Annotated in this window: 21 protein-coding genes; 11 read left to right on the forward strand and 10 right to left on the reverse strand. The window is 45.3% G+C overall.

Annotation, left to right across the window (positions count from 1 at the left end; genetic code table 11):
- Positions 1-458: 458 nt before the first annotated feature.
- From MiSe_RS01745 to MiSe_RS01755, 3 genes are all read right to left on the reverse strand, one after another.
- Positions 459-833 (reverse strand): DUF1257 domain-containing protein, encoded by a 375-nt coding sequence (locus MiSe_RS01745; protein WP_226573508.1) that lies wholly within the window; start codon positions 831-833, stop codon positions 459-461.
- Positions 834-1,066: 233 nt separating this feature from the next.
- Positions 1,067-1,480, reverse strand: a complete 414-nt coding sequence (locus MiSe_RS01750; protein ID WP_226573511.1) for a DUF1257 domain-containing protein — start codon at positions 1,478-1,480, stop codon at positions 1,067-1,069.
- A gap of 202 nt (positions 1,481-1,682) precedes the next feature.
- Positions 1,683-3,287 carry a Ycf46 family AAA ATPase gene (locus MiSe_RS01755; RefSeq protein WP_226573513.1) on the reverse strand — a complete coding sequence of 535 codons (1,605 nt, stop codon included), beginning with the start codon at positions 3,285-3,287 and terminating at the stop codon, positions 1,683-1,685.
- 151 nt (positions 3,288-3,438) lie between these two features.
- Between MiSe_RS01755 and MiSe_RS01760 the strand changes: the two genes are divergently transcribed.
- The 5 genes from MiSe_RS01760 (at position 3,439) to MiSe_RS01780 (ending at position 6,912) form a co-directional block, all read left to right on the forward strand.
- Positions 3,439-4,605, forward strand: a complete 1,167-nt coding sequence (locus MiSe_RS01760) for a cysteine desulfurase family protein (protein ID WP_226573535.1) — start codon at positions 3,439-3,441, stop codon at positions 4,603-4,605.
- Between the two features lie 24 nt (positions 4,606-4,629).
- Positions 4,630-5,310 (forward strand): Uma2 family endonuclease, encoded by a 681-nt coding sequence (locus MiSe_RS01765; protein ID WP_226573538.1) that lies wholly within the window; start codon positions 4,630-4,632, stop codon positions 5,308-5,310.
- 118 nt (positions 5,311-5,428) lie between these two features.
- On the forward strand, positions 5,429-6,172 hold the full coding sequence (locus MiSe_RS01770; protein WP_226573541.1) for a DUF1995 family protein: 744 nt from the start codon (positions 5,429-5,431) through the stop codon (positions 6,170-6,172).
- A gap of 100 nt (positions 6,173-6,272) precedes the next feature.
- Positions 6,273-6,500, forward strand: coding sequence for a hypothetical protein (locus MiSe_RS01775; RefSeq protein WP_226573544.1), 228 nt, complete (start codon positions 6,273-6,275; stop codon positions 6,498-6,500).
- Positions 6,493-6,912 carry an aspartyl protease family protein gene (locus MiSe_RS01780; protein ID WP_226573547.1) on the forward strand — a complete coding sequence of 140 codons (420 nt, stop codon included), beginning with the start codon at positions 6,493-6,495 and terminating at the stop codon, positions 6,910-6,912. The genes MiSe_RS01775 and MiSe_RS01780 overlap by 8 nt, the downstream gene beginning before the upstream one ends.
- Positions 6,913-7,292: 380 nt before the next feature.
- Here MiSe_RS01780 and MiSe_RS01785 read toward each other — a convergent pair whose 3' ends face one another.
- Both MiSe_RS01785 and gor read right to left on the reverse strand, forming a co-directional pair.
- Positions 7,293-7,694 carry a helix-turn-helix domain-containing protein gene (locus tag MiSe_RS01785; RefSeq protein WP_226573549.1) on the reverse strand — a complete coding sequence of 134 codons (402 nt, stop codon included), beginning with the start codon at positions 7,692-7,694 and terminating at the stop codon, positions 7,293-7,295.
- A gap of 247 nt (positions 7,695-7,941) precedes the next feature.
- Positions 7,942-9,342, reverse strand: a complete 1,401-nt coding sequence (gor, locus tag MiSe_RS01790; protein WP_226573553.1) for a glutathione-disulfide reductase — start codon at positions 9,340-9,342, stop codon at positions 7,942-7,944.
- Between the two features lie 183 nt (positions 9,343-9,525).
- Here gor and MiSe_RS01795 point away from each other — a divergent pair, with 183 nt between their 5' ends.
- A complete protein-coding gene (locus MiSe_RS01795; RefSeq protein WP_226573567.1) occupies positions 9,526-11,013 on the forward strand; it encodes a mechanosensitive ion channel family protein in 1,488 nt (495 codons plus the stop codon).
- A 399-nt stretch (positions 11,014-11,412) separates the two neighbouring features.
- Here MiSe_RS01795 and MiSe_RS01800 read toward each other — a convergent pair whose 3' ends face one another.
- Entirely contained in the window at positions 11,413-12,669 is a 1,257-nt protein-coding gene (locus tag MiSe_RS01800) for a cation:proton antiporter (RefSeq protein WP_226573570.1), read from the reverse strand.
- 139 nt (positions 12,670-12,808) lie between these two features.
- Here MiSe_RS01800 and MiSe_RS01805 point away from each other — a divergent pair, with 139 nt between their 5' ends.
- Together MiSe_RS01805 and MiSe_RS01810 are read left to right on the forward strand one after the other, a co-directional pair.
- Positions 12,809-14,185, forward strand: coding sequence for a cytochrome P450 (locus MiSe_RS01805; RefSeq protein ID WP_226573966.1), 1,377 nt, complete (start codon positions 12,809-12,811; stop codon positions 14,183-14,185).
- Between the two features lie 637 nt (positions 14,186-14,822).
- Positions 14,823-15,494 carry a PEP-CTERM sorting domain-containing protein gene (locus MiSe_RS01810; protein ID WP_226573573.1) on the forward strand — a complete coding sequence of 224 codons (672 nt, stop codon included), beginning with the start codon at positions 14,823-14,825 and terminating at the stop codon, positions 15,492-15,494.
- A 171-nt stretch (positions 15,495-15,665) separates the two neighbouring features.
- Here MiSe_RS01810 and MiSe_RS01815 read toward each other — a convergent pair whose 3' ends face one another.
- Complete coding sequence (locus tag MiSe_RS01815; protein ID WP_226573574.1) at positions 15,666-16,487, reverse strand: Uma2 family endonuclease; 822 nt, start codon at positions 16,485-16,487, stop codon at positions 15,666-15,668.
- 194 nt (positions 16,488-16,681) lie between these two features.
- Between MiSe_RS01815 and MiSe_RS50740 the strand changes: the two genes are divergently transcribed.
- Entirely contained in the window at positions 16,682-16,813 is a 132-nt protein-coding gene (locus tag MiSe_RS50740; RefSeq protein WP_264196277.1) for a hypothetical protein, read from the forward strand.
- A gap of 62 nt (positions 16,814-16,875) precedes the next feature.
- Here the strand turns inward: MiSe_RS50740 and MiSe_RS01820 are convergent, their stop codons facing one another.
- The 3 genes from MiSe_RS01820 to MiSe_RS01830 all read right to left on the reverse strand — a co-directional run bounded on the left by MiSe_RS01820 (position 16,876) and on the right by MiSe_RS01830 (position 20,276).
- A complete protein-coding gene (locus MiSe_RS01820; protein WP_226573577.1) occupies positions 16,876-18,225 on the reverse strand; it encodes a (Fe-S)-binding protein in 1,350 nt (449 codons plus the stop codon).
- 81 nt (positions 18,226-18,306) lie between these two features.
- The gene (locus MiSe_RS01825) at positions 18,307-19,620 is read right to left on the reverse strand and encodes an FAD-binding oxidoreductase (RefSeq protein ID WP_226573579.1); all 1,314 of its coding nucleotides are present in this window, start codon (positions 19,618-19,620) and stop codon (positions 18,307-18,309) included.
- A gap of 2 nt (positions 19,621-19,622) precedes the next feature.
- Positions 19,623-20,276, reverse strand: coding sequence for an HD domain-containing protein (locus MiSe_RS01830; protein WP_226573583.1), 654 nt, complete (start codon positions 20,274-20,276; stop codon positions 19,623-19,625).
- A 64-nt stretch (positions 20,277-20,340) separates the two neighbouring features.
- Between MiSe_RS01830 and msrA the strand changes: the two genes are divergently transcribed.
- Positions 20,341-20,811, forward strand: coding sequence for a peptide-methionine (S)-S-oxide reductase MsrA (msrA, locus tag MiSe_RS01835; protein ID WP_226573586.1), 471 nt, complete (start codon positions 20,341-20,343; stop codon positions 20,809-20,811).
- 89 nt (positions 20,812-20,900) lie between these two features.
- Positions 20,901-22,088 (forward strand): MFS transporter, encoded by a 1,188-nt coding sequence (locus tag MiSe_RS01840; RefSeq protein ID WP_226573589.1) that lies wholly within the window; start codon positions 20,901-20,903, stop codon positions 22,086-22,088.
- Positions 22,089-22,536: the final 448 nt, after the last annotated feature.

Here is a 22,536-nt window from a genome sequence, read left to right on the forward strand (position 1 = left end):
GATAACCTGTTTTGAATCGCACCCATGACAAGGGTGGAATTATTGAGGAGCCGGATGAGGTGAAAGTCTCACGTCCGGTTTTGAAGGAGAGGTAAGAGTGGTAACGCTCCTATCGACTCTAACTGGTCTAGTGACAGTTTCATCGTCTATCATTATCATGACACTCAATGCATTATCATTTGTGGAGGTTCGTGGAACAGTACGGCGGAGAGTTGCCGCAGTGCCTACACGCAACAGAGGGAGAGGGAGTGCTGGCCGATAAGGATGAATTCGGATGATCCCAGAAGCAGTAGTGACGGACTTCGCGTGTGTTTGAGTTCGGATATTTTGCCAACGATATATTAATAAGTTTAGTCTCCTTTAATTGACAGCCCTAGCTGCAATTGAAAATTTCCGATTTTAGATTTCAAATTTAATGCAAAAATTTCTTAAATTTGAAATCTAAAATCTGCAATTCTTTACACCCAACGCCCTACAACTACGCGCACGGTTCCATCTTCTAGGATTTCTTCGTCTTCGACGTTAAACCCCTGTTCTTGTACCGTCGCCATCAATGTTTTGTGAGCATACTTTTGGGAAATTGAATTAATAAATTCTTGCTGATTAATTCTCGCGCCCCAAAAATCTGCGACGATTTCATAGTTTTCACCTCGGCGGCGAAAGCCCAAGTCGTAACCATTTGTCTGACGAATGACATATTCTGCCTCAGTGGTATCGCCTTGATATCCGCGCACGAAGGTATTGCACTCGACTTTATGCCCCAATTCTTTTAAGACTTGGTGCAAGATTTCGCCGTTTTTGATTTGGACTTTAATTGTGGTGAAATGCGACATGGAATTCTCTCCTTAATTTGTTTCAGAAACCCGGTTTTTTGGAAAAACCGGGTTTCTTAATTCAGATCTTGCACCTTTCCACCAACCCGCCCGGAAATCAATTTCAAAGGCTTTTAGCGTAAGTCCATTAAAATGGACTGAAATAATTTACCAGTCCTCTTAAGAGGACTTTAGCTATTAGCCAGAGAATTTATCTCTGGCGGGTAAGCGGTTGGTTCAAGGTTTGAGTTAAACTACACCCAACGTCCTACAACTACCCGAATCGTACCATCTGCTAAAGTTTCTTCTTCTTCAATGGTAAACCCTTGGGCGGGTGCTGTTGCCATCAGCGTGTGATAGCCGTAGCGTTGGGTTAATTCGTTCACCCATTGCTGTCCATAATTGTAGGCGCGATCGTAGGAAGATATCACTGCTTCATAGGTGTCATCTTCTTGCTTTTTAAAGCCGATGTCGTTACTTGCTGCACCCAGGTATTTGCGGCGGATAATTACTTCTGCGGTTTCTGGGCGCAAGTCGTCTTGAAAGCCGTAAAGTCCTTGGGCTGTTTCGTGGATTTCAAGTTTATCTTTGAAGCCGATATCTTCTAGGGCTTTTACCAGGGCATTTAGATCGCGGATTTGGGTTTTGATTGCCGTAAAGTGAGACATAATTTTAATTCTCCTTTGCCACTATTGGTTCAATTGGTATCTTGCCGATCGCCCACAGCCTGAAGGCTGGGGCTACACAAGCGAAGCCTGCCTACGCAGGCTTTTGTAACTGTTAATTTTCCCAGTCCGCGCAGGCGGACTTTGTTTGTGTAGCCACAGCCTTTAGGCTTTTGGCTGTAAACAACAGGTGGAAGATGTGAGTTTAATCTACTTCTAATGGCCCGATTCCTTTTTGAATTGTGTATTGTTTTAATTCCTCCGCTAGGTGGGTATCTTTAGATGCTGTTCGCGCGCCTGCTTCGGCTGCCCATTGTTTCAATTCTTGGATTTGGTGACGCGCGATCGCAGCCAATGGCACTGTCTCTTCTATTGCCCGTAAAATATCCACGGTGCTGAAATCTTGCCTATTATTCCCAAACGCCCGATACATGGCATCGATTATTACCTGTTCAATTTCAGCCCCGCTGAATTCTTTGGCATTTCTGGCTAACAATCCTAATTCAAATTCCCGCAAACGACTGGGGCGCAAGCGCTGCAAGTGTACTTTAAATATATCTTGCCGTTCTGCTTCTGTAGGCAGATTTAAAAAGAATATTTCATCAAATCTCCCCTTTCTTAACAACTCCGCTGGCAATATTCGCACGTTGTTCGCCGTCGCAACAATAAATACCGGGCTATTCTTCTCCTGCATCCAGGTAATCAAACTACCAAAAACTCGGCGAGAAGTTCCCGAATCTCCATCATATCCGGCGGTGATATTTCCGAAGGCTTTATCAATTTCATCGATCCACAAGACACAGGGTGCTGTCGCTTCGCAAATTTGAATTAACTGGCGCACGCGGCTTTCGCTTTCCCCGACAATTCCGCCAAATAATCGCCCGGTATCTAAGCGCAATAAAGGCAACCTCCATTCGTGGGCAATTGTTTTAGCCGAAAGCGATTTCCCCGTGCCTTGAATTCCCACAAGTAACACGCCTTTAGGGTTAGGAATTCCGTACTTTCTCGCTTCTTCGGTAAATGCCTCTTGCCGCATCCGCACCCACTGTTTGAGATTGTCCAATCCACCCACTGTTTTGAGGGATTCTTTGGTGGTGAAAAACTCTAAGATTTCGGTTTGGCGAATCGCTTGCTTTTTCTCTTCCAAGATCAGGGCAATATCCCTATCGTCTACTTGTTGCTTCGCCGCCAAAGCTTTCGCCAAAACTCGACTAATTCTGGCGCGACTTAATCCCTGACATGCTTTAATTAACTGTTCTTTGGCTAACCCGCTAACTTTGAGTTTGCTGGGAACTACCAACAGGTTTATTAAGTAATCAATTTCCCGCACATCTGGTAAGGGGAAATCAATTACCGTCGTTTCTTCTCGCAATTCGGCGGGTAATTCTAAAACGTGCGAAGTGAGGATTAAAGTTTGACGCGAAGTCTTCAACCCCACCATCAAATTCCGCAACTCCCGGACAATCGGAGAATGCTTATCGCTGTAAGGATAATGCATTCTTAAATAAGGATGTAAATCCCGCAGCACAAAAATAGTAGAATCTTGCCCAGCGGCTTTAGCTATTCTCCCCAACGCCGCCATCACCGATCCTTTATCGGCACCGTTATCATCCCACCCGCGTACAATATCCCAAAATAATAATTTGCGCTGCTCCTGCTGTTCGGCAACCTGATACAATACTTCCTCAACCGGGTCTTCTTCCGCCGTCACAACGTACAGCAGCGGATAACGCGCCCGAATCATTAAATCTAGCTGTTGCACTAATGCCTGATGCGGTGTATTTTCAGGTGACTGCTGCTGTTTGTTCATTGTGCCTCTACGCGATCGCTACCCCGTACATCTGTTTTCTAGTATTATATTTATAGCATAATTGTAATATATACCATGGTGTACTATCACAGAGACAAGTAAGAGGGAAGATAGAAGAGGAAAATCCCTAGTCCCTAGCCCCTCAAAACCGATGCAAATTTACTTGGACTATAGCGCGACAACACCAACGCGTGAAGAAGCGATCGCAGCAATGCACGATGTCCTGACCCAACAGTGGGGCAATCCTTCCAGCTTACATGAGTGGGGAGGGCGGGCTGCAACCTTGTTGGAACAAGCGAGAATGCAAGTTGCTGGGTTAATTAACGCCCCCGCCGAGTCGATTATATTCACCTCTGGCGGGACGGAAGCGGATAATCTGGCAATAATGGGCGTGGCGCGATGTTACAGCCAACCCCAACATATAATTATCTCCAGCGTCGAGCATTCCGCCGTATCCGAACCCGCCCGCTTGCTGGAAAAATGGGGATGGCAAGTGACGCGATTACCTGTGGATAATTGGGGACGGGTCAATCCTTGCGATTTAGAAAATGCCTTGCAACCGAATACGGTTCTAGTTTCGATTATTTTTGGTCAAAGCGAAGTTGGAACGCTGCAACCGATTGAAGCGCTTTCAGAGATTGCACGTAGCAGATCGGTGTTATTTCATACCGACGCAGTGCAAGTAGCGGGACGGTTGCCCATCGACGTGCAACAGTTACCCGTGGATTTGCTTTCGCTTTCGAGTCATAAAATCTACGGCCCGCAAGGGTCGGGGGCGCTGTACGTGCGTCCAGGGGTGGAATTGGTGCCGTTGCTGGGTGGTGGGGGACAAGAAATGCGCTCGCGTTCGGGGACGCAAGCGGTGCCGAATATCGTCGGTTTTGGTGTCGCGGCGGAACTGGCGGCGGATATTGTAACAACGGAGACATTGAGGTTGATAGCGTTGCGCGATCGCTTCTTCGATCTCCTCGCCGATACACCCAGATTAATCCCCACGGGACACCGCTTGCACCGCTTACCCCATCACGTGAGTTTTTGCTTGCAAGACGCGGATGGGGAACAACTCAGCGGCAGAACGATTGTGCGTCAGATGAACTTAGCGGGAATTGGTATTAGTGCGGGTGCTGCTTGCAACAGTGGGAAACTCAATCCCAGTCCGATTTTGCTAGCAATGGGATACAATTCCAACGTGGCAAAAGGCGGAATTCGGATAACTTTGGGACGCCATACAGAAGCAGCAGATATTGACTGGACGGCGATGGTATTAAAGCAAGTTTTGGCAAGATTGATGCCAGAACCTGCCTTATCTAAAATTTAATCTAAAAAGCTGGGTAAAATTGCGATGACTACTTTTTACTCTACAGATATTTCCGATCGCCGCTATCCCAATAGGGATGGTAAATTAATGGCAGATAACACAGAACAGTATCGTTGGATTGTCATTATTAAAGAGAACTTGGAGATTCTCTTTGCTAGCGTTCCTAATGCTTTCATCGCCGGGGATTTGCTTTGGTATCCTGTCCGTTCTCAGTTAGTTTCCCCGGTAGCGCCCGATGTGATGGTAGTATTCGGTAGACCAAAAGGAAAACGAGGTTCCTATAAACAATGGCAAGAAGAGAATATCCCACCCCAAGTTGTGTTTGAAATCCTGTCTCCTAGCAACGATGCTGTGGAGATGGAACGCAAGTTAGAGTTTTACGATACCTACGGGGTGGAAGAGTATTATTTATACGATACAGAAAACTTTGAACTGGATGGATGGCAGCGACAAAATGGACATTTAGCTAAACTTTGGCAGTTGAATAATTGGGGTAGTCCTAGACTAGGAATTCGGTTTGATACGAGTGGGGGCGAGTTAGTAATTTATCGTCCCGATGGAGAGAGATTTTTGACTTCGGTGGAATTGGCACAACGGGTAAAAGAGGTTGAGTTGTTATTAGAACAAGAAAGACAAAGGGCAGAACAGATGGCGGCGTACTTGCGATCGCTAGGTGTCGATCCAGACAACTTGCCGTCAAATTGAAAGTTGTAATGTAGGTTGGTTAAAATTGCAAAAATTTACCGATTACCCTCGTGACCACGGTTCTGCCTGGAAACGCCATTACCCATTACCCTTATTAATGTAGACAGATAACAAAACAATGGCTGAATTACCTAAAACCCTAGAAGATGCGATCGCGCAATCGCGCGAAGCGACGAAAGCGGCACTTGCTGATGGATACACCCGTTTGTGCGTTGAATTGGTATTTCCCGAACTCAAAGCGATGCCGATAGCAGAACAATTCCTGCCAACTTTCGAGGGAATGCAACTCAAAGTATTCTTTCCCGATACAGGTGCTGCTGCCCTCGCGCGCCGCGATTGGAAACCTGAATCGTTTAAAATCGACGACATCGGCACTGGTAGAACCCCCATCGCCGAGAAATTGGCACCGGAAGATGAGGTATTCTTGCTAATCGAACCGAGTGCGGTAGAAGTAGGCGAAGTGGAAAAGCTGTGCAACGCCGCCGAAGGACGCCCCGTGGTGATGTTGCTTCCCCGCTTAGAAGATGCGGCAATTGTGGGGATTGGATATGCAGCAAGGCAATTGCGAGAACGGTTCATCAAAACCCTGCAATCTTGTTACTATATCCGCCCATTAGAAGGCGCTGCCGTATATCGCTGCTACCCCTCTCCTTGGCAAGTTTGGTTAGAAGTTGGCGACGATTATAAACTTATTGCCGAAGCGGATAAAAGACCCGCTGGCGAGGAATTAGATCGCATTTTATTCCAAGCAACTTCGCCAACTACCAGCGATACGAATACTAGCACAGGCGACGCACCGCCACCTAAGAAACCCGGAGTTTTCAAGAGTTTGCAGCGATTTTTACGCGCTTTGAGTAGTTGATAATTTGTGTGTGGCATGGTTCATCTGTGCCACGCGCATTTGTAATTATTGTGGTAATATAGTTGCATAGAGTACTGTCATTAAATACCCACATAATTTTATGGTTTTGACGGAATTACTGCCAATCCTGAAAGAACTATCCCGCGAAGATAAGCAGCGGGTTATAGATTTTTTATCCTCTGAAATTGCTGAAGAAGAAACTCTTAAGCAGCTAAAAAATGGAGGAAATTATGAAGTTTGGTCTCCTTATGACGCTTTTGAAGCTGCCCAGGTACTAGAAAAAATGTTGGAAGAACATCAGAAAACTCAGAATCCTAATAATGCTTAATGCACAAAGATTTCCTTTTGTTGAAAGACGCAACGAAGTCGGCGCAACAATCCGCGTACCGTACCTACCGATAACTTTGACCTATCAGAATCGTTCTTTAGAGGTGTCTGGATTGTTGGATACAGGGGCGAGTGTTAGCGTTTTGCCCTATGAAGTTGGGCTGCAATTGGGTGCTATTTGGGAGCAGCAAACAACATCTGTTATCTTAACTGGTAATCTGGCTCAATTTCCGGCGCGTGGGTTGCTTGTATCGGCTAAAGTTGGTGAATTTAATCCGGTTAATTTGGTTTTTGCTTGGTCACAGTCTAATGAAGTTCCATTACTTCTGGGACGGGTAAATTTTTTTTCTGAGTTTGATGTTTGTTTCTATGGATCTCAATTAACTTTTGAAGTTCGTCCCAAGCAAAATTGATCTAAGCAATTATTCCGTATATTTTGTAGCAGTTGGGGGATATGCGATCGCTCTCCCACTGCTCTGATACTTTTCTTTGCCATTAATATTGCACTTTGTTTGTGTATATAGTGCTGGAGAAGTCATTGTATTTCTGATTTCCAAATGCGGCGGTTATTGACCCCAGTATGATGACACAGCGCCATCGCTCCTAAAATCCTAAAAATTACGCAATGTGAAATAATGCTATTAAATACTCAACCAACAAGTAAATTTACGGGTATACAAATAAAACCCGCCTGCACGGGTTAAAAAAGTCCGCGTAGGCGGACTTGGTTTGTATAGCCCCAGGTTTCAAACTGGGGGCATTTTTTGGGTTAATTTACCTTAAGAGATCGCAGCTAAAACCTGGTCGGCGAAATCTGAAAAAACTCCGCTAATTTCCCGATTTCCTCATCAGTAATTTGACGTTCTCCATTGATAATTTCTAACACAATAGATTCACTTTCCCACATGGGTACTAAATCTTTTGGTTGAAGATTCGCTTCCTCTAGCAAAGCTTTGAGTAGTTCTACCCCCTTAAGACTAGGCATCGGTTCGTGTTGTTGTTCGTAATCATAAACAAGAATACCAAGTACCTTTAGATAGTCGCGGTCATCTTGTGTGAGCTTGCCTTTATCTAAAATAAAATTAATCTGGTTCTGGGTAGCAATTAGCTCAGCTTCATTTGTAATTGGACGCGGGGGAAAATTGGTAATTAACTCGATGTAGTAGTTACTAGGTATTTTCAAACCAGTCGTCATTTTTCCAGTTCTCCTTGTCGTATTTTGCATGAGTCAGGAAGGAGCGGATAAAACATTATCATTACTCGCATTTGTAAACCTTTGACTTCCCTGTCATCCCGCCCGGAAATAAATTTCAAAGGCTTTTAGCTAAAGTCGGTTAAAACCGACTAAAAACCTGGAAGAAAATCTTCAGTCCTCTTGAGAGGACTTGAGCTAAAAGCCCTTGGAATTTATTCCCTGGCGGGAAGGTGCATCAAGAGTCAATTTATCGCAAGGTTACAAACTCTTCTGCTGTGGAAGGATGAATTCCCACCGTGGCATCGAAGTCTTTTTTAGTTGCGCCCATTTTGACAGCAATCGCTATCCCTTGAATAATCTCCGCTGCATTATCACCCACCATGTGCGCGCCCAACACCCGGTCGGTATTTTTGTCAATAACTAACTTGACCATCACTTTCTCATCAGACCCCGTTAAACTGTGAAACATCGGACGAAAACGGGCGCGATAAATTTGCACGTCGTCTTCGCCGAATTTTTGTTTTGCTTCCCTTTCCGTCATCCCTACGGTAGCAGCTTCTGGTTGGGAAAACACCGCCGTCGGCACATCTTGGTGACTGAAAATTCGCGAGTTATTGCCAAATTCAGTATCGGCAAATGCGCGACCTTCCCCAATCGCAACCGGAGTTAAATTAATCCGATTTGTGCAATCTCCCACGGCGAAGATATTTGGTTGACTCGTGCGACTGTATTCGTCAACTTTAATCGCGCAGTTAACGCTGTATCCGTGGACCCGTGGCATATCTTCATCTTCGCAATTGACCGTCTCAACCCCCGCATTTTCTAAACCCAATCCGCCTAAAAGAGGGGCGCGACCGATGGCAATTAAAACCGCATCTACTGTTAATGTAGACTCGGTATCTTTGCCAATTTCAGAATATTTCAGCATCAAACCTTCTGGGGTTTTCTCAATGCCTTTAAGGGTCATATTGCAGACAATGTTAATTCCCCGGTGTTTCATGCCATCGAAAATGCCGATGCGGACATCTTCATCAAACCCTTTTAAGAATAGATCGCCGCGAATCAATTGCGTTACCTGGGTTCCCAGTCCGTGCATAATTCCAGCAAATTCGACGGCGATATAACCTGCACCCAAAACTGCGAGACGTTTCGGTTGTTGTTTTAACAGAAACATTTCGCGGGAAGTGAGGGCATATTCCATCCCCGGTAAATTTGGTTTGACGGCTTCACCTCCGACGGCAATTAAAATTTTATCGGCGGTGATTTTACGTCCATCAACTTCGACAGTATGAGGATCGACTAACGTGGCTCGATGGGGGAAGAGTTCGACGCCAGCTTTTTCTAGAAAACTGATATGTAGCTGACTTAAACGGTGGACTTCCTTATCTACCGAGGTTTGCAAATGTTCCCAGTTTAAATGGCTTTGCACTTCACTCCAACCATAGCCGACCGCATCGTGAAAAAGATGGGAGAATTTCGAGGCATAAACCAATAATTTTTTGGGTACGCAACCTCGGATGACGCAGGTACCGCCGACGAGATCTTGTTCAGCGATCGCTACCTTAGCACCATAAGACGCCGCCCGTTTGGAAGCTGCTAGCCCCCCAGAACCGGCACCTATCACAAAAAGGTCATAATCGTATGTCATAGCTGCAATTGCTCCCTTGTAGATTTGTTAGTTGTCAGTTCTAACCACCGATAGGTGACTGCCCAGTGGGGACTATTGTCTAATTCAGATGTTATGAGTTGTTTGAAACTACTTCGGTCACATAGAACTCAAACCATCTGGATCTTTATCCTTAGCTTCATTTTGACTTGCAATGCGAGTCTAATGCCGGTTTGGGCGCAAGCAAATTCTAGCGCTGCGATTACCGTCGATGGAAGAGTGCTGTTTAGAGTCAGCCGTCTGGAAGGTTTTGACGCCCAGCCGCGCGCCGATTATGCTAATGAAATCTTAAATCGGGCGGTACAATCCGGCGAGCCGGTGACGGTGCGGGTGGTGGAAATTAACGAGTTACCCGTCATACAGGTAAACGGGGTTAACTTGCTGACAGTTACGCGCAAAGACGCCCCAGAAGGGATGACGCGGGAAGAACAAGCGCAACAGTGGATCTCGCGCATTGAATTTGCGATTAAGTTAGCACAAGAACAAAGGCGTCCCGAATATATCCGCAAGGCAATTTTGCTTTCCGCTTTTTGCGTGGTGGGAGCGATCGCTCTTAGTTGGGCGAATGGCTGGATCTGGCGTAATTGGTTACCGAGGTTGATTCACTTGCGCCAAACAAACGCGCAACAGCTACTTGAATCGTTTTTGCCCTTAAGTCTTGCAGTTGTGCGCCTCTTTTTGTGGCTTATTACTGTCATCTACATCAGCCACCAATTTGCCCAAACGCGGCTCTGGAGTCGCAGAATAATCGATGTTTTATTTTTCAGTTTTGTTGAGCCGATTATTCCCTTGGGGAACAAGTCTTACTCGGTGATTCAACTCCTGATTTTACTGGGACTATTTGCCGGACTCCTGATTGTTTCTAGAGCGGCTACAAAGCTGCTGCGATCGCGCATTTTACTTTTCACCGGCATCAGTCGAGGCGCTCAAGAAACCATCGCCCTCATTGCTTGCTACACGCTAATTTTTATTGGAACTTTATTGCTGCTGCAACTATGGGGATTAGATTTAAGTTCCTTGAATATTTTTGCGGGTGTTTTGGGGGTAGGGATTGGTTTAGGCTTGCAAGGAATAGCCAAAGAATTCGTCAGCGGTTTAGCGATTATTTTTGAGCGTCACATCGAAGTCGGAGACTTTGTTAATGTAGGCGAATATATGGGAACAGTCGAGCGGATCGGCCTTCGCAGTACGCAAATTCGCACCCTCGATGAAGTTGCCATGATTGTACCAAATTCCCGCTTCTTAGAAAAAGAGTTTGTCAACTGGAATCACGGCAACTACGTATCGCGGATTAGATTACCCGTACCCGTTGCTTTTGGTGAGGATTTGAGTCAGGTAAGGGAGGCGTTGATTGATGCGGCAAAAGATTATCCCCATGTGGTATCGCAACCCGCACCCCGCGTATTTTTTATCGGATATGGTGAAAGTAGTTTAGAGTTTGAATTGCTAGTTTGGATCGCCGATCCGCGCCGACATCCGCAGATTAAGAGCGACTTGTATTTTCGGATTGATGGGATTTTGCGCGATCGCAACATTAAAATCCCTTTTCCCCAGCGAGATTTGCACTTTCGTAGCAGCTTACCAGTAGAACTTTCCCCTCAAACCGAAGCTGAGTTAAAGAACTGGCTCAACAATGGAAAGCGAGAGGGATAAAGATAGGGAAATCGAGCATCTGAATCATTAGTAGCGACACGGCATCCGAAAAACTTTGCGCTGGCGATAAAACTTTCTAAAGCCGTGTCCCTACAACTGGTAATTATATATTTCGATTCCTGTAGGGGTTGACGCAGAAACTCTAAATGTAGGGTGCGTTAGACGAGAGTACGGCACCAGCAATACCACATATATAGTATGGCTGCGTAAGTCCTGCCTAAATATAGCAGTTTGTGACTTGGTGGAATACAGCCCTTGGGGCTGAGTTTGTATAGCGGCAGCATTAATGCTGCCGCTATACAAACTCAGCCCGTCTACACGGGCTATTAACTTATGAAAAATCAAGTGTATTCTATCAAGTCACAATCCGCTATAAACCCGCCCCACCTTGATGCTGAATTATTTAGCCACGACATCAGGTTCAACTAATTTACTTTTCTCCCTCTCGATCAGCTTTTCATACCAATTCACGATCGGAGTAGAACTAATCCCGTGTATAACCACCGAAATCACAATCGTGATGTAGGTAATCCAAGCAATTTGTTCGCCCAATTGGTCTTTTAACCCATTGCCAAATGCATAGCAAAGATAATAGATAGAACCCACACCGCGAATGCCAAACCAACCATATAACCAGCGCGTAACCGGACGCAATCTCGCGCCAATTGTACTAATCCAAGCACCCACCGGGCGGATGACAAAAATTAACAACATAGCGACTAAAAGTGCTTCACCCGCGTGAGCAACAATTGCAGGCCATCGCAGGATCGATCCTAATAGTAAAATTGTCCCAACTTCCAGAAGTTTTTCCAGTTGCTCGATAAATTCAAGCTGAGAATGCCTCTTTTCTGGGTCGCGATAACTGCGCTGCGCCACAATTCCAGCGACAAAAACCGCCAAGAAACCATAGCCGTTGACAATTTCGGTTAAGGAATAAGTTAACAAAATAATACTGAGGGCAACAAAATCCTCCATTAACTCATCGACAGTTTCAATTTTTTGCATTCGCTTGTCAATCCAAACAACCGCCTTTGCTACCACAATTCCCATCACCAAACCTGCGGCGATAGCCCAAATTAAATCAACCGCAACCCATTGTTTAAACCAGTTATCCCAGTTGCTATCTTTGAGCGAGTAAATCCCAAAATAAACAAACGGAAACGCCAGGGCATCATTTAACCCACCTTCCGACGTTAAACCAAAGCGCAACTCATCCCTATCTTCTACATGGGATATCTGAACTTCCGAAGCCAAAACCGGGTCTGTAGGGGCGAGAATAGCGCCCAATAAAATAGCTGTTCCCCAATCCATTCTTAACAGCCAATGGCCCACAGCAGCGATACCAAAAATTGAAATTGGCATCAAAAATCCAATCAGCCGTACCGTAGAACGCCAAGCACCTAAATACAGATTGCGATTCATTTTTAAACCGCAACTGAATAAAGAGATCAGCACTACAAATTCCGTCACTCGCTCCAGAAACTGGGCGTCGGGGCGCAATTGGATCAATTTCACCCCATAAGGCCCCAAGAAAATACCAACCAGCAGATAAATGAGGGCAAAAGATAGCGGTAATCGGGCAATCCAGCCAGAACCTAACGTAACGATGAGCAACAGCAAGCCGATAACCAGCAGGTCAAGAATGTATATATCCATAGCGATTCGTCTTTTTCCTTTGACTTTACTAAGCTTGCCCTCCTCCTCCTACTCCCCTGAAGACAGATTTCTTGACATTCGGATGCATGTAAGCCCTCTTTCTGCTACCTTGGTTAGATAATGCATGAAAAAAAACATTATGCAACGACCTGATGGGCCAAAAACACCGAAATTGCTCAACACTCTCCAAGCAATTGTTCGCCCCCTCGAATCTTTAGAAGCAAATGCTCGCCAATACGGCGACATCTTTGCCAGCAAGTTTATTGGCTTCCAAAACGTTGTAGTAGTAAGCAACCCACAGGCTATCTCTGAAATTTTTACCGCCGATTCAAAACAGTTTGATTCGGGTAAAGGTAACAAAATGTTGCTCCCCCTATTAGGGGAATATTCTATGATTTTGCATGACGGAGATTATCACCAACGTCAGCGACGGCTGTTACTACCCCCATTCCACGGAGAACGAATGCGGGCTTACGGTAATCTAATCTGTGATATAGCCGATCAAGTAATCAGCCAAAAGACGATAGACGAACATTTCTTAGCCCGTCGGGCGATGCAAGAAATTTCCCTGCGAGTTATTTTACGCGCCGTTTTTGGCGTTGATGAAGGCGAGCGTTTTGCACAACTCAAGCAACTGATTGGTTCGCTATTTGATATTTTTAGATATCCTTTGAGTGCCAGCTTTATTTTTTTACCAGCACTGCAACAAGATTTAGGTAAGTGGACTCCCTGGGGACGCTTTGTGGCACAAAAAAAGCAAATTAACGAACTGCTTGACGCCCTGATTCGCGAACGAAAAGCTGAAAATGACTCCTCTAGGGAAGATATTTTAAGCTTAATGTTATCGGCTCGCGATGAAGCAGGCGAACCAATGACCGATGAAGAATTACGCGATGAATTAATGACAACGATCTTTGCCGGACACGAAACGACAGCGACGGCTTTGGCATGGGCATTGTATTGGGTTCACTATTTACCAGAAGTCAAGAAAAAGCTGCTGCAAGAATTAGATACTCTGGATGAAAATACCGATCCGAGCGTTATTGCTAAACTGCCTTATCTCAACGCAGTTTGTTCTGAAACACTGCGAATTTACCCGGTTGGTTTGTTTACATTCGCTCGGATTGCTAAAGAACCCATAAAGATAATGGGCTATGAATTTCAGCCGGGAACGGTGCTATCACCCTGTATTTATTTGACTCACCATCGGGATGATTTATATCCCCAACCGAAGCAGTTTAAACCAGAACGTTTCTTAGAAAGACAATATTCCCCTTATGAGTTTTTCCCCTTTGGTGGCGGAAATCGTCGCTGTCTGGGGATGGCGTTGGCGCTGTTTGAAATGAAGTTGGTACTGGCAACAATTATGTCGCGGTATCAACTAGAACTTGCAGAAAATCGTCCCGTCAAACCTGTGCGTCGAGGCGTAACGATCGCACCTGCTGGCGGCGTGGGAATGGTAATGAAGGGACAGCGCCAAGCGAGTGCAAAAAGTTTGGTGAGTCAAGCGGGTTAACCTCTCCCCCTGGCGGGTGCGGTCACAAACTGTTGGCGATCAAAGCGACTTGGAAGACAAGGAGGGCAAGAGAGCTTTACAAATTCTTTATATAGTTCGTTTGGCCTTAAAATCGATGAAAGGCTTAACGAGTAAAGGATTTAGCCGCTTTAACCCAGGGAGCGGTTCGCCGTGCAATTGTAAATTTTTGATGAAGCTTACGTAAACACTGAAACAAGAGCCAGGTTTTCGTGTGAAAATTTTGCTGTAGGATTATTGAGCTATTAAGAGCGCTAGCGCTCTTAATAAGCTGCTACGGATTTAAATCGAATAAAGAGGCGGGCAAGATGCCCACCCCACCAGAAAAAGGTAAAATTTGGCTCTCAAATTAGGTGCCCAGCAGCTTAGTTTTGGATAAGGCGACACCCAATGTAGGGTATCTTCGCCTTCAAATATACAAAAACGCTCTCCGGTAATTGACGTAAAAGCAAGCTAATTTTTTCTACGTAAAAGTACGTATATGACTTGACGATACATCACAGATCTTGCGCTTAAATGGACGAGGCAAAATGCCCATCCTAGAGGAAATTGTGGGTGGGCGATAGGAACCGCTGCGTCTATTGGTGCAAGATCTGAGTTGATTTTTGCAGGATTTATCATGAAAAAACTCACAGCTTTTGCTTCAATAGCCGCGATCGCCACCATTTTGGGGCTATCCCCATCGGTCAGTGCGGTTAATTTGCTCGACGACCCCGGTTTTGAAGTTGAAGACCCCACTGTTTGGGAAATCAATGGGGGAGTTTACAGGGTTTCCGACTCACTATTCCTCCGTTCTGGCAACTTTGGTGCAGTAATTTCGGCAGATAATGGCAGCATCATACAGAATTTGATTGTTCCTGCTGCCAATCAACTCAAATTCGGTGCTTATGTCCGTTTGTTCACCGGGTATCCTGCTGGCAACTTTGACCAAACTCAGATTACGCTTGGGGTTGCTTCTGCCAACCGATTTCAGACTGCGGGTTTCGATCCAAATGCGCTGATTAATAGTTTTTCCTATAACTCCGATCTGCAACTTTATCAAACTGATTGGATCTTGTTAGAAAGCGTTCTCGATGTTGCCGATCTGGCAGGACAAACTGCCTTACTCAACATCAACTTCCAGAACACCACCGATACCAATACCTTTGTAGCAGTAGATGATGCTTTCGTCGAAACTGTGGAGGAACCTTCCACATCGGTTCCCGAACCCTCTTCGGTGCTGGGTTTGCTGGCGCTGGGTGGTTTTGCTGCTGCGTCCTTGCGTAAACAAAAGCTTGTTACTAAGGAGTAGATAGAAGGCAAAAAAATTGAACAGGGGCGGGCAAGATGCCCACCCCACAAGAGAGTGGTTTTTTTGTTTTAATCTTGAGTGCGATATGCCTCCCAACCGAAAGCGCGAACGCATTTTTTGGGGGGAAGGGATGCGAACGCGAGTGCGTGCCTTTGGCATATCGCTTCATCACTATTCTGCCTCTGGGTCAATCCCCATTGCTCGCAGGCGTTCTGCTAATTGTGCTGCTTTTCGCTCAGCTTGTTCGGCGCGTTGTCGTTCTTGTTCGGCACGTTGTTGTTCTTGTTCAGCGCGTTGTCGTTGTAGTGCAGCTTCTTCTTGACCTGTGAGCAACAAATTTCCTTCTAGATCCCACCAACGTAACCAAAGCTGTTCGGGATTGTTCAAAAATGTTCCTCGCCAAAGTCCTATTTCCACGTCTAGCAGTGGAATTGGATAGTGACCTCGTTCATTTGGTTGGAGTTTATGGTAAGTAAAATCGACCAAATGATAAACCTCTAACTTGTCATTTTTAATTTCATAGATTGCGTAGTAGGGAATGCGAATAATTTGCTGATAGACCCAAAATTTACCCGGTCTACCCCCGGCATTAACCAAAGCGGGAGTCAAAGGCGTAGCATCTCGTTCCTCATCACCATTTCCACTCGCTAATTCAATCGCAATTAACGGGGGCGTGTATTCGCGCCAAAACACATAAGAACGACGAATTTGACCTTCTAATCTAGGTGGTACTCCAGGGACATAAAACCAATCCGGTGCTTCCGCGCCTTTTTCCGGGGGATCGGTTTCTCGCCAATAAATACCGCAGTCCTGACCGATGCAATACTGTCCATCGGGATGCAGACGTTGCAACACTGGCGCAATCGAATCAGTCAGAATGATGCATTGAGGATGTTCTTGGAAATTTTTCACAAAAGTTCCATCCGACTCTGGTAGTTGCGTGTGATCGGGAAATGGAGGGGGTAGGTCGATTTTGGAAATTGTTTCAGTCATACCTTATAATTTCAGCGATTGATACTTACGATCTAATTTTGTCTAAAATTTTAACGATTGGGTGCGCTCGCAGCCAATTTCCCTAACTTCCTCCTAGCTTTAACCAACCAAAAATATCTCCCACAGTTAAATGCAATTGGGATACTATAAAAGTCTTGCGCCAACGTCTAAAACTAGGTTTTCCTTCGCGCCCGATGCCGATTGATACAATTGCTTTATCTCTCTCTGAGTGGTTATCGCAAAATGCTAATATCAAACTTAAAGGTGAAACGCTACAGATGATTCGTAAAACAAATCAACAACTTGCTAGCCCAGAGCCAAAATAATAAGCAGGTAGACATAAGTGAGATGGTGCGTTACGCTACCGCTAACGCACCCTACGATAAAACTACTGAAGCTTTATCCCCCGCATTGAATAATCCAACAATTCCATCGGGTGCATAATCGGAACTTGCCTACCTTGCAATTCCAAATGCTTGGTAATTTGCAACGTACAACCTGGATTTGCAGAGGCAATTAATTCTGCCCCAGTATTCAACAAATTCTCGACTTTCTGCTGTCCCAATTCTTCCGCAACTTCCGGTTGCAGCATGTTATAAACCCCTGCACTCCCACAACATAAAGCCGCATCAATCGGTTCCCTCAACGTCACTCCCGGAATTTGTCGTAACAATTGACGCGGTTGCACGCTAATCTTTTGTCCGTGTAATAAGTGACAAGCATCTTGATAAACCATTGTCAGGGGTTTATCTGATAAAGGCGATAACTTAGCCGTTAATCCCACTAGGGCTAAAAATTCTTGAGCATCTTTAACTTTCGCCGCGAATGCTTTAGCTTTTTCCCGATAATCTGGGTCATCTTCTAAGATGTGACCGTATTCTTTCAAAGTATGACCGCACCCCGCCGCATTGATGATTACGTAATCAACCCCCGTAGCTTCAAAACTATCAATCATCTGCCTAGCTAAAGCTTGAGCTTGTGCTTTTTGTCCTTGGTGTTCCGGCAAAGCAGCACAACAACCTTGCATTTTTGGCACGACAACTTCGCAACCATTCGCCGTTAAAACCCGCACCGTAGCATTATTAACCTTAGAAAAAAACAGCCGCTGCACGCACCCTAAAATTACCCCAACTCGATAGCGTTTCTTCCCTTCTGCCGGGATAACTTCCGGCAAAGGTTCATAAAAAGCATCGAGGGGAATGGTTGGCAGAATCGATTCCATTGCTGCCAACTGGGGAGATATTTTCTTAACTAATCCAGTTGCCCGAACTAACTTAGACAACCCCAACTTTTGATAAATTAACATTGGAGCTAACAAAACGCGCAAGCGATTCGGATAGGGAAACAAAGAAAAGATGAGTTTCCGATAAAACTTCTCCGGTAAACTGCGGGGATAATTCCGTTCAACTTGGGGACGAGTCGCCGCAATTAACTTATCGTACTGCACCCCAGAAGGACAAGTTGTAACACAAGCCAAACACCCCAAACAACTATCAAAATGTGGTGCCGTTCCTTCCCCAAGCGCCGCCTCCCCTTCATTAATTGCATCCATCAAATAAATCCGCCCTCTAGGCGAATCCATTTCCTTCCCAATCACCCGATAACTAGGACAAGTCGCAAGACAAAATCCACAATGAACGCAAGTATCAATCAACTTAGGATCTGGCGGACGATCCCCATCAAACCCACTCAAATTCTTATCCCCAGTAACCTTAACCTCATTCTCTGAAATTTGCATAGTCTCTTTCTTCCTCTTTCTTCGCGTCCTTTGCGTCTACCCTGCGGGAACCCGCTGCGCGTGTATCGCGGTTCAATCTCTCTAAATCCCACCCACAAAACGATGAGGACTAAAAATCCCTTCCGGATCGAATTGCTGCTTAATTTTCCGCATTAAATCCAAAGCATTGCCACTGTAACCCCAGACATCAATTTCCTGCTTAAAAGCAACAGGCGCTTCCAAGACGGTGAGGAAACCGCTGTGGGATTGACAATGCGATCGCATCCGACCCAGCACCTCCCCATCAGGGTTATCCAAGCGCAACACTCCCAACCCACTACCCGCGTGAATGAATGCGATCGCATCCCCAGAGGCAAGACTATCTACTAGGGTCAGAGTTGCGATCGCAGCTGTTGGTAACACTCCTATTTTGCAAGTAATTCTGCCATTTGTAGCAGATCCCTGCATTTGTTCTCCTAACTTCTGCCATAGATTAGACTCATCATTTCCCCCATAGGTACTACCTTTCAACCCCAGATGTTGACCCAGTTCCAAAATTCGGGCAGACTGTTCTTTAACACTCGCCTCTACACTTTGAAACCGAGTCACCAACGCCATTCCCTCACCCATTCCCAAGCGAGTCACTAACCCAGTTGATAGCAGATCAATTGCAGTGGTTGTTAAAGCAGAAGCGAGTAAAGTTTTAGCTGCCTGTGCAATATTATCTGCCGTACCCATTAACACCACCGTCTGCGATGCATCAGGTATAGGATAAACCCGAAACGTGACTTGAGAAATAATTCCCAAAGTGCCATAAGATCCGGTAAATAACTTCATCAAATCGTATCCGGCAACATTTTTTACAACTCGTCCCCCCGCTTTAGCAATTTCACCATCAAACCGCACAAAAGAAATTCCTAAAAGCATATCTCGCACCCCGCCATATCGCTGACGCAAAGAACCAGCATCCGCCGTCGCAACGATGCCGCCAAGGGTCGCATGTTGGGGATAAGCGGGGTCAAGGGCGAGAAATTGTCCTTCTTTGGCTAAAATTGCCTGAAGGTCGCCGAATTTCATCCCCGCTTCTGCGGTAACGGTTAAGTCGCCCACGGCGTGTTCTACCAGTCGGTTTAGTCCCGTGGTACTGACAACGAGATCGATATTCTTGGCGACACCCCCCCAACCTAGTTTGCTACCGTTTCCTGTGGGTAAAATCTGCCAGCGCTTGCGGTAAGCACAGGCGACTACTTGTCCGAGTTCTTCCTGTGCGTCGGGATAGGCGATGCAGTCGGGTTGAGTTTCCGGGGTGACTGCTGTGGTAATCTTTTCTTGCCAATCGGTGTCTAGCTTTGAGATGCCAGAATTGCCGATAATGGGTTCTAGGGTTTGCGCGATCGCTTCGGTTTGCTGTATCACTATTACATTTTCTTAATGTTTACTGCTGATAAAGATTCTATTTCCGTTTGGATATTCTGTCGAGCCTTGATTTCTCTGGTGTCAAATATTTGAGCGGTGAAATATATTCTTTCGCGTTGTATAAATTTCTGCAATACCTGTATTCTGCCCAATCGATACTCTACCTCGGACAGCCAGGAATATTCTTTTCTAATCCCCTGATTATAAATATGATACTCGGACGAAGATGCCCCTAATATAGATAAGTCTGCATCCAAGAATATATGAGTATCAATATCATTGTCTGTTGCTTGATGGGTTTGACTTGCTAATATTATTTTAGTAACTTTCTCTCTAGTTGAAAATGGAATTTTTATGATTTTTAGGATATTAGTTGCATATTCAGCACTTTTTTCTTCATTATCCTTGGCTTTCGGGTCGTAGATAATATCGTGAAACCAGGCAGCAAATTCGAGTGCGGCAGGGTTTTCGGCCTGCGGGCGCATCTCGTCAATTATCTGCAAAACTTGTAAAATATGCGTCAAGTTGTGATAATGTCTGTCAGCGCTGGAATAAGCGGAGGCTATGTCAGTAAATATTTCCTGGCTAATAACTGGATTAACACCGAAAGGTGCGAGTAGGGAATGAAATTTTGTGGATGCGATCGCTGCATACATAACTAATATTGCATTCTTTTTGTCACAGCCATACAATTTGTATTCAGGAAAAACACAGGGCAATATGGAAAAAGCTACCTTTGCTGCGGGTTGTTTTTGGGGTGTGGAAGACACCTTTCGGAAAGTCAAAGGCGTAATTTCGACTTGCGTTGGCTATACAGGCGGACATTGGCCTCATCCATGCTATTTAGATGTATGTGCTAGGGTAACTGGTCATGCCGAGTCGGTGCAAGTGGAATATGACCCTACTTTAGTCAGTTATGAACAACTTTTAGCAGTCTTTTGGAGTTCTCACGACCCGACGCAATTAAATCGACAAGGGCCAGACCGAGGCGAACAATATCGCTCTGTTATCTTTTACCACAATTTGGAGCAAGAGGCGGCTGCTAGAAAATCGAAGCAAACCTTGCAAAAATCAGGAAAATATGATAAGGATATTGTCACAGAAATTAAACCCGCCAACGAGTTCTATTTAGCCGAGGAATATCACCAACAGTATTTTGAAAAGAAACGACGCAAGTCAGAAATGCTGTAAACTGATTTCAAAAACCCGGTTTTTATTCCTGGTAACTCAAATAAACCGGGTTTTTTAGTCTGTTATTTAACCAATCTGCTGACCAAGTTATGAGCCGGACTTTCTGGATTACCCTTTTCATCGCCTTTGCGAATTCGCTCTCGTTTACGATTCTCATCCCGATTCTTTACTTGTATGGTCGGCAGTTTGGATTGAACGATTTCCAAACAAGTCTCTTATTTGCTACCTATGCAGGTTCTCAGTTTTTTGCTACGCCAGTGATTGGCAAGCTTTCCGATCGCTTTGGACGCAAGCCGCTGCTAATTATCAGTTTAACTGGAACTGTTATTGCTAATTTCCTCGCCGGAACCGCTAGCCACGCTAGCATGTTATTTTTTGCCCGCTTTCTTGATGGTATAACGGGTGGAAATATTTCCGTTGCTCAGGCGATTATTTCAGATATTACTCCACCTGAAGGGCGTGCCAGAGCGTTTGGAATGTTTGGTGCAGTAACTTTTGGGTTAGGATTTGTGGTAGGGCCAGCTGTGAGTTTATTAGCGCAGCAGTTTTCCTTGGGAACAGGTTTTTTGGTATCGAGCGCGATCGCATCCATCGCCTTGCTCGCCACTATTACCAACCTTCCCGAAACTTTACGCACAAAAGCCGATAAAGCCAGGAATATATTCGACCTCGGTTTAGGTAATTTGATTACTGGATTGGTAATGCCAAAAGTGGGAATTATGTTAATTATTAACTTCCTCATCGGCACTACTTTTACAATTTTTACCTTCGCCTTTCAGCCGTATTATATCCAAGTACTCGGTCAGAACAGCACCTCGCTGACGCTTTTATTTATCACATTTGGAACCCTATCCGTTGCGATGCAGGTCAAAGGTATTGCTCTATTAACCGACCGGATCAGTTTAGTGAATATTTTATTTTTGGGTTTATCCGTTCGCAGCTTATCGTTTCTATTGATGCCAGCCGTTCCAAACATCGTTTACTTTGCGATCGTGAGCAGTGTTTTTGCCTTATTTAATGCCTTGGTACAACCGATGGTTTCTACGCTAATTTCCCTTAATGCTAAACCAGAAGCTCAAGGAACTGTAATGGGTTTGAATGCTTCCTATCTGAATGTTTCTAACGCTTTTGGCCCGATTATTGCTGGAATTATTGTCAATCAAACCAATCCGATTACCTATAGTTATCCCCTGTATTTGGCGGGGGCGCTGACTTTTTCAGTGTTGTTGTTTGCGATCGCAACTCGCCGTCAGTACGCACCTATCCCGACTTCCTGACGAACGTTGCGATCGCTTATAAGCTGATATGCCTTCAAGTTGCATAATGCAGATTGCCCCAAAGACGCGGTGACGCGGTGACGGGGAGACGCGGTGATGCAAATTAAATGACGATTAGCTTATCAATTCTCTAAAATCTGATCCCCCCTAACCCCCCTTCCAAAGGGGGGAACCGGAATTAAAGTCCCCCTTTACCCCCCTTCCAAAGGGGGGAACCCGTATTAAAGTCCCCCTTGAGAAGGGGGATTTAGGGGGATCTGCTTCGAGTTAAGCGATCTACCCCCCCAATTAAAGTCCCCCTTTGCAAGGGGGATTTAGGGGGATCTGCTTCGAGTTAAGCGATGTACCGCCGCAATTAAAGTCCCCCTTTGCAAGGGGGATTTAGGGGGATCTGCTTCGAGTTAAGCGATCTACCGCCGCAATTAAAGTCCCCCTTTGGAAGGGGGAT

The sequence above is a fragment of the Microseira wollei NIES-4236 genome (assembly GCF_020521235.1).
In the GTDB taxonomy this organism is placed as follows: Bacteria; Cyanobacteriota; Cyanobacteriia; order Cyanobacteriales; family Aerosakkonemataceae; genus Microseira; species Microseira wollei.

What these genes read in the sequence shown, in the direction of transcription:
- MiSe_RS01745 (WP_226573508.1), bottom strand. Translation starts at nt 833, where the DNA reads ATGTCGCATTTCACCACAATTAAAGTCCAAATCAAAAACGGCGAAATC.
- MiSe_RS01750 (WP_226573511.1), bottom strand. Translation starts at nt 1,480, where the DNA reads ATGTCTCACTTTACGGCAATCAAAACCCAAATCCGCGATCTAAATGCC.
- MiSe_RS01755 (WP_226573513.1), bottom strand. Translation starts at nt 3,287, where the DNA reads ATGAACAAACAGCAGCAGTCACCTGAAAATACACCGCATCAGGCATTA.
- MiSe_RS01760 (WP_226573535.1), top strand. Translation starts at nt 3,439, where the DNA reads ATGCAAATTTACTTGGACTATAGCGCGACAACACCAACGCGTGAAGAA.
- MiSe_RS01765 (WP_226573538.1), top strand. Translation starts at nt 4,630, where the DNA reads ATGACTACTTTTTACTCTACAGATATTTCCGATCGCCGCTATCCCAAT.
- MiSe_RS01770 (WP_226573541.1), top strand. Translation starts at nt 5,429, where the DNA reads ATGGCTGAATTACCTAAAACCCTAGAAGATGCGATCGCGCAATCGCGC.
- MiSe_RS01775 (WP_226573544.1), top strand. Translation starts at nt 6,273, where the DNA reads ATGGTTTTGACGGAATTACTGCCAATCCTGAAAGAACTATCCCGCGAA.
- MiSe_RS01780 (WP_226573547.1), top strand. Translation starts at nt 6,493, where the DNA reads ATGCTTAATGCACAAAGATTTCCTTTTGTTGAAAGACGCAACGAAGTC.
- MiSe_RS01785 (WP_226573549.1), bottom strand. Translation starts at nt 7,694, where the DNA reads ATGACGACTGGTTTGAAAATACCTAGTAACTACTACATCGAGTTAATT.
- gor (WP_226573553.1), bottom strand. Translation starts at nt 9,342, where the DNA reads ATGACATACGATTATGACCTTTTTGTGATAGGTGCCGGTTCTGGGGGG.
- MiSe_RS01795 (WP_226573567.1), top strand. Translation starts at nt 9,526, where the DNA reads ATGCCGGTTTGGGCGCAAGCAAATTCTAGCGCTGCGATTACCGTCGAT.
- MiSe_RS01800 (WP_226573570.1), bottom strand. Translation starts at nt 12,669, where the DNA reads ATGGATATATACATTCTTGACCTGCTGGTTATCGGCTTGCTGTTGCTC.
- MiSe_RS01805 (WP_226573966.1), top strand. Translation starts at nt 12,809, where the DNA reads ATGCAACGACCTGATGGGCCAAAAACACCGAAATTGCTCAACACTCTC.
- MiSe_RS01810 (WP_226573573.1), top strand. Translation starts at nt 14,823, where the DNA reads ATGAAAAAACTCACAGCTTTTGCTTCAATAGCCGCGATCGCCACCATT.
- MiSe_RS01815 (WP_226573574.1), bottom strand. Translation starts at nt 16,487, where the DNA reads ATGACTGAAACAATTTCCAAAATCGACCTACCCCCTCCATTTCCCGAT.
- MiSe_RS50740 (WP_264196277.1), top strand. Translation starts at nt 16,682, where the DNA reads ATGCCGATTGATACAATTGCTTTATCTCTCTCTGAGTGGTTATCGCAA.
- MiSe_RS01820 (WP_226573577.1), bottom strand. Translation starts at nt 18,225, where the DNA reads ATGCAAATTTCAGAGAATGAGGTTAAGGTTACTGGGGATAAGAATTTG.
- MiSe_RS01830 (WP_226573583.1), bottom strand. Translation starts at nt 20,276, where the DNA reads ATGTATGCAGCGATCGCATCCACAAAATTTCATTCCCTACTCGCACCT.
- msrA (WP_226573586.1), top strand. Translation starts at nt 20,341, where the DNA reads ATGGAAAAAGCTACCTTTGCTGCGGGTTGTTTTTGGGGTGTGGAAGAC.
- MiSe_RS01840 (WP_226573589.1), top strand. Translation starts at nt 20,901, where the DNA reads ATGAGCCGGACTTTCTGGATTACCCTTTTCATCGCCTTTGCGAATTCG.